This is a genomic window from Microbacterium sp., assembly GCF_039812165.1.
Lineage (GTDB): Bacteria > Actinomycetota > Actinomycetes > Actinomycetales > Microbacteriaceae > Microbacterium.
This window is the reverse complement of the sequence record NZ_JBDIAB010000224.1, coordinates 1-4,202: the sequence shown is the minus strand read 5'-3', so window position 1 is coordinate 4,202 and position 4,202 is coordinate 1. Positions and strand designations below refer to the sequence as shown.

Genomic DNA, 4,202 nt, shown 5'->3' with positions numbered 1-4,202 from the left:
GTCATCCGATCACCACCCGGGGCTGCGAGCGGACGGCATCCGAGATGCGCAGGAGCAGCGCCACGATGAGCCAGTTCGCCACGAGCGACGAGCCGCCCGCCGCCAGGAACGGCGTCGTGAGGCCGGTGAGCGGGATGATGCGCGTCACGCCGCCGACCATGATGAACACCTGCAGCGCGATCGTGAACGCGAGGCCCGTCGCGAGGAGCTTGCCGAAGTCGTCCTGACCGGTCAGGCCGATGCGGATGCCGCGGCTGACGAACACCATGTACAGGCACAGGATCGCGAACACGCCGATCAGGCCCAGCTCCTCGCCGAGGCTCGGGAAGATGTAGTCGCTCTGCGACAGCGGCGTCAGGTACGGGCGTCCCTGTCCCAGCCCGGTGCCGATGAGACCGCCCTGGCTGAGCCCGAAGATGCCGTCGACGAGCTGACGGCTGCCGCCGACGCGGTCGATGACCTCGGGGTTGAACGCGTCGAGCCAGTTCTGGAAGCGCCAGCCGACGTACGTGAGCACCTGCGAGGCGATGGCCGCGCCGGCCACGACCAGGACGACGCCGATCACGGCCCAGCTCGTCTTGCCGGTGGCGACGTAGAGCATCGCGACGAACATGCCGAACAGCAGGATGCCGGTGCCGAGATCACGCTGCAGCACGATGATGCCGAGCGAGAGCACCCACACCACGAGGACGGGGCCGAGCTCGCGTGCGCGCGGCCAGGTCATGCCGAGGAAGCGCGTGCCCACCGAGGCGAGCGACTCGCGCGTGCGCACGAGGTAGCCGGCGAAGAAGATCGCCAGCGCGATCTTGGCGAGCTCGCCCGGCTGGAACGCGAAGATCCCGCCGATCGAGACCCACACGTCGGCGTTGGCGTCGGTGCCGAGGCCCGGCACGAAGGGCAGCAGCAGCAGCACGAGGCCGGTGAGCCCGAAGAGGTAGGTGTAGCGGAACAGCACGCGGTAGTTGCGCAGGAACAGCACGATCGCGACCGCTCCGGCCATGCCGATCGCCGCCCACGCGAGCTGGCGGGTCGATACGGCATCCCACCCGGCGTCGCCCAGCCACAGGTCGATGCGATAGATCATCGCGATGCCGAGGCCGGTCAGGACGGTGGCGATCGGAACGACGAACGAGTCGGCGTTCTTCGCCCGCAGCCGCAGCACGACGTGCAGTGCGAGCACGAGCGCCGTGAGCACGCCGCAGTAGATCAGGAACGTGAAGTCGATGCCGCCGGTCGCCCCGAGCTGCACGAGCGCGACGGCGGCGCCGTTGACGACGAACGCGAACAGCGACAGCCACAGCTCACGGTTGCGCTGGGTCTGCGGCGTCCGCAGCTTGCGCAGCGCCCGCACGACGGTGGTGTCGGTGTCGATCCGTTCGGCGGTCATCGTCGTCGCTCCGCGGTCGTGCGCAGGTTGTCCACGATGCCCTCGGCATCGTTCAGGGACCGCGCCGAGATGGTGCCCTCGACGGCGACCCGCTGGTAGGTCGGGAGGTCGGCCAGGGCGATGCCGGTGTCCTCGTGCACCGACGACAGCGAGATCGGCCCGATGCTCTGCTGGATGCCGCGATAGATCACCACGGTGTCGTCGTCGGCGCCCACGAAGTAGCGCGTCTGCGTCCACGCGTACGCGCTGAACGCGGCGACCACGAGGGCGATGACGATCGCGGCGAAGCCGACGATCCAGAGCACCCGGCGGCGGCGCTCGCGGCGGCGGTCCTCCTCGATGAGCTCCTCGAGGAACTCCGCGGCGGGCTCGAAGTGGGTGGGCTCGTTCGCGGCCTGCCGGTTCGGGTGCAGCCAGCCGCCGCGTCCGGGACGCGACGTCGGCACCTCGAGGCCCTGCGGGTTCGACGCCGAGCCGACGATCGTGGGCGTGCCGCTGAACATCGGATGCTGTCCGCCCACGTCGACCAGCACGACGGTCACGTTGTCGGGGGCACCGGCATCCAAGGCCTGCTTCAGCAGGCTGTCGGCGGTGCGGCCGGGCGCCCAGCCGTTGCCGAGCGTCTTGGCGGTGTGGGCGTCGTCGATGACGCCGCACAGCCCGTCGGAGCACAGCAGCCACCGGTCGCCGTCCTGCGTCGGCATGACGAACGTGTCGATCTCGGGGTGGGCGTCCATGTCGCCCAGCACGCGCATGAGCACCGAGCGCCGCGGGTGGAACCGCGCCTCCTCGGGGGTGATGCGGCCCGCGTCGACGAGCCGCTGCACGAAGGTGTGGTCGGTCGTGATCTGGGTGAGTGCGCCGTCGCGGTACAGGTACACGCGGGAGTCGCCGATGTGGGCGATCACCGCGTAGCCGTCGACCATCTTCAGGGCGCTCACGGTGGTGCCCATGCCGGCCAGCTCCGGCCGCAGCTGCACCGTCTCGATCAGGGCCGCGGCCGTCTCGGCGATCGCGGTGCGCAGCTCGTACTCGGCCTCGCCGGTGGACGTCGAGGGGTGGTCGAGCTCCTGCAGACGGTGCACGGCGAGGCTCGACGCGACGTCGCCGCCGGCGTGCCCGCCCATGCCGTCGGCGACCAGGAACAGCGTCGACCCGCAATAGCCGGAGTCCTGGTTGTTGGAGCGCACCTTCCCGGTGTGGGAGATCGCGGTGCTCGAGCCCTGGAAGACCATCTGGCTTCTACGACCGCAGCTCGAAGGTCGTGGCGCCGACCTTGATCGGGGCGCCGACGATGATGGGGACGGGCGTGGAGACGCGCTCGCCGTCGTGCCACGTGCCGTTCGTCGAGTCGAGGTCCTGCAGCATCCACTGCTGCCCCCACAGCACGAGCCGCGCGTGGTGGCTCGACGTGTAGTCGTCGCGGATGACCAGGCCCGACTCGCTGGAACGGCCGATCGTGAGCGTCTCGTTGCCGAGCGCCAGCTCTAGCCCCGCCTTCGGGCCGCTCGTGATGACGATGCGCGAGACGGTGTCGGTCGTGGCCTTCTGCGGACCCTTCGGGGCCTTCGCGCGCGGCGCGGCCGGCGCGACCGGGACGGTGGGGGAGGAGGGCGACGGCGCGGGACCCCCGGCCGGGGCGGCCGGCTGCGGGAGCTTGCGCACCTTCACCCCGAACAGGTCGGCACGCAGCGAGTAGACGATCGCGAAGACGAAGAACCACAGCAGGATCAGGAACCCGATGCGCAGCAGCAGGAGGGTCAGCTCGCTCACAGCGCCCCTCCCGCGTCGAACAGTCGCGTGGCGTCCGACGCGGAGCGCGACGGACGCGGCGGCACCGCCTGCGCGACGACCCGGAACGTGATGCGCGTCTGGCCGATCGTGATGACCGCGCCGGGCTCGAGCGCGGCCTCGCTCACCTTGCGGCCGTTCAGCTGCGTGCCGTTGGTCGACTTGAGGTCGCGGACCATCGCGCGCTCGCCGTCCCAGAGGATCTCGACGTGGCGGCGGCTGGTCCCGGCATCGGGGATCGTGATGTCGGCGTCGCTGCCGCGACCGATCACGGTGCGGCTCTTGACGAGCGGATGCCGCTGACCGTCGATCTCGACGACGCCGCGCCACGCGACCTCGCCCGCCGCCGTGCGCGAGTCGACCCGCAGCGTGCCGGTCGTGAGCTGGTCGTCGGGGGTCAGCGAGACCGTGACGGGTCCGGCGAAGCTGTAGCCCTGGGATCGGGCGTGCTTGTCGACGAGGGCGAGCAGCTCGTCGTCGAGCGTGCCGCCGAGGGCGCGCATGCGCTCCTCGTCGGCGGGAGCGAGCCGCACGACGAAGGTGTTCGGAGCGAGGATGCGGTCGCGGCTCACCACGGCCGACTTCGTGTCGAGCTCGCTGCGCAGCGCCGACGCGATCTCGACCGGCTGGACGCCGCTGCGGAAGGTCTTCGCGAACGCGCCGTTCACGGCGCGCTCGAGTCCCTTCTCGAAGCTGTCAAGTAGTCCCACGGAGCTCCTCCGGCCGGGTGATCAGTGGGTACATCGTAGTTCGATCGGCTGAAGGTGGTGACGCGTCGTTTCCGGGCCTTTTTCTCCCTGTGTTTGTGTGGCTCTCTCTGCGACGCGGGCCGGTTCCACTCGATTCCGGGGCGGCGCCGGCGGCGTGATATCCTCGGGAGGTTGAGTTCGCGGAGACGCGGATTCGCGCGAGTGGCGGAATAGGCAGACGCGCTGGCTTCAGGTGCCAGTGCCCGAAAGGGCGTGGGGGTTCAACTCCCCCCTCGCGCACAGATGAGAACGGGTCCCGAACGGGGCCCGTTCTC

General features: G+C 70.3%; 4 protein-coding genes and 1 tRNA gene. 1 reads left to right on the top strand and 4 read right to left on the bottom strand.

Annotated features, from left to right (window positions below; all coding sequences use genetic code 11):
* Position 1 precedes the first annotated feature (1 nt).
* The 4 genes from WML84_RS13265 to WML84_RS13250 are packed head-to-tail and all read right to left on the bottom strand — an operon-like array spanning position 2 to position 3,888.
* The gene (locus WML84_RS13265) at positions 2-1,387 is read right to left on the bottom strand and encodes an FtsW/RodA/SpoVE family cell cycle protein (protein WP_347346614.1); all 1,386 of its coding nucleotides are present in this window, start codon (positions 1,385-1,387) and stop codon (positions 2-4) included.
* The gene (locus WML84_RS13260) at positions 1,384-2,622 is read right to left on the bottom strand and encodes a PP2C family serine/threonine-protein phosphatase (protein WP_347346613.1); all 1,239 of its coding nucleotides are present in this window, start codon (positions 2,620-2,622) and stop codon (positions 1,384-1,386) included. The genes WML84_RS13265 and WML84_RS13260 overlap by 4 nt, the downstream gene beginning before the upstream one ends.
* A gap of 7 nt (positions 2,623-2,629) precedes the next feature.
* The gene (locus WML84_RS13255; RefSeq protein WP_347346612.1) at positions 2,630-3,160 is read right to left on the bottom strand and encodes an FHA domain-containing protein; all 531 of its coding nucleotides are present in this window, start codon (positions 3,158-3,160) and stop codon (positions 2,630-2,632) included.
* Positions 3,157-3,888, bottom strand: coding sequence for a DUF3662 and FHA domain-containing protein (locus WML84_RS13250; protein WP_347346611.1), 732 nt, complete (start codon positions 3,886-3,888; stop codon positions 3,157-3,159). Before WML84_RS13250 ends, WML84_RS13255 begins: the two co-directional genes overlap by 4 nt.
* Before the next feature lie 195 nt (positions 3,889-4,083).
* On the opposite strand from WML84_RS13250, the gene WML84_RS13245 reads away from it, so the two are divergent.
* Positions 4,084-4,167 (top strand) — tRNA-Leu (locus WML84_RS13245).
* Positions 4,168-4,202 lie beyond the last annotated feature (35 nt).